Here is a 1529-nt window from a genome sequence, read left to right as displayed (position 1 = left end):
AGGAAAGTATACGTTAGAAGAAACGAAAGCGCCAGAAGGTTATAAAGCAGTAGAAGTAACAGTCGAAGTAAACGTAGTAGCAAATGAAGTAGTAAAACAAGAAGTTATGAATGAAAAAGTAACAGGTCAATTTGAGATTATAAAAGTAGATGCGAATGATAAAGCGAAAGTATTATCAGATGCAGAATTTACAGTATATAAAGATGGTAAAAAGGTAGCGGAACTGAAAACAGATGAGAGTGGAAAAGTGATGTCACCAAAATTACCATTAGGTGAATATACAGTGAAAGAAACGAAAGCACCAGAAGGTTACAAGCTTTCAAATAAAGAATGGAAAGTAACAATACAAAACGAGAAAGAAGTAGTAAAAGTAGAGGCGGAAAACGAAAGAATCTTAGGTTCTCTACAAATTATTAAGACGGATGATAAAGATCAAGCGAAACGTTTATCGGGCGCAGAATTCACATTGAAAGATGCGCAAGGGAATGTTGTAAAAGAAGGAATTACAACAGATAAGTCTGGAATTGTTAAAGTAGATGGACTAGTGCCTGGTGAATATACGTTAGAAGAAACAAAAGCGCCAGAAGGTTATGAGTTAACAAAACAAGTAATTCATGTAACAGTTGACGGTGAAAAAATTGTTGATGTAAAAGTAACGAATAGTAAGAGTCTTGGTCAATTCGAAATCGTAAAAGTAGATGCAGAAGATAAAGCGAAAGTATTATCAGACGCAGAATTCGAAGTGTATAAAGATGGTAAAAAAGTAGAGACATTACGAACAGATAAAACAGGTAAAGTAATCTCTCAGAAATTAGAACCAGGAACATACACATTAAAAGAAACGAAAGCACCACAAGGGTATAAATTGCTGAAAGAAGAAATTGAAGTCGTTGTGGAAGCAAACAAAGTAGTGCAAGTACAAGTAGAAAATGCAAAAGAACTAGGAAGCTTACAAGTAATCAAAAAGGATGCAGAGAGCGGAAAAGTTCTAGAGGGTGCAGAATTTAAGCTGAAAAATGAAACTGGTCAAGTAGTTGGAGAAACGAAAACAACGAATAAAGACGGTGTTGTGAAATTCGAAAACTTAGTGCCAGGAAAGTATACGTTAGAAGAAACGAAAGCACCGGAAGGTTATAAAGCGTTAGAAGTGACGGTAGAAGTAAATGTTGTTGCAAATACAGTAATAAAGCAAGAAGTATTAAATGAAAAAGTGAAAGAAAAAATTAAAGGTCAAGTAGAAATTACAAAGGTAGATGCTACTGATACAAATAAAAAATTAGCAGGCGCAGTGTTTGAAATTTTGAAAGATGGAACAAAAATAGACACATTAACAACAGATAAAAATGGTAAAGCAACTTCGAAAGAACTAGAGCCAGGAGATTATATTTTAAAAGAAGTTCAAGCGCCAGAAGGTTATGAGTTATCTGATAAGGAAATTGAATTTACGATTTCTAATCAAAAAATTGAAGTAGTAAAACTTCAAATTACAAATGAAAAAGAAACAAGCAAAGGTCCAGAGAATCCAGGTG

General features: G+C 33.9%; 1 protein-coding gene. It reads left to right on the top strand.

What is annotated here, in order from left to right:
* Window positions 1-1529, top strand: a 1529-nt coding sequence (locus MR083_RS26465; RefSeq protein ID WP_277931492.1) for an MSCRAMM family protein, incomplete at both ends; no start/stop codon positions are given.

The organism is Bacillus cereus group sp. BfR-BA-01408 (assembly GCF_022663305.1).
In the GTDB taxonomy this organism is placed as follows: domain Bacteria; phylum Bacillota; class Bacilli; order Bacillales; family Bacillaceae_G; genus Bacillus_A; species Bacillus_A pacificus.
This window is presented reverse-complemented; position numbering and strand designations above follow the sequence as displayed.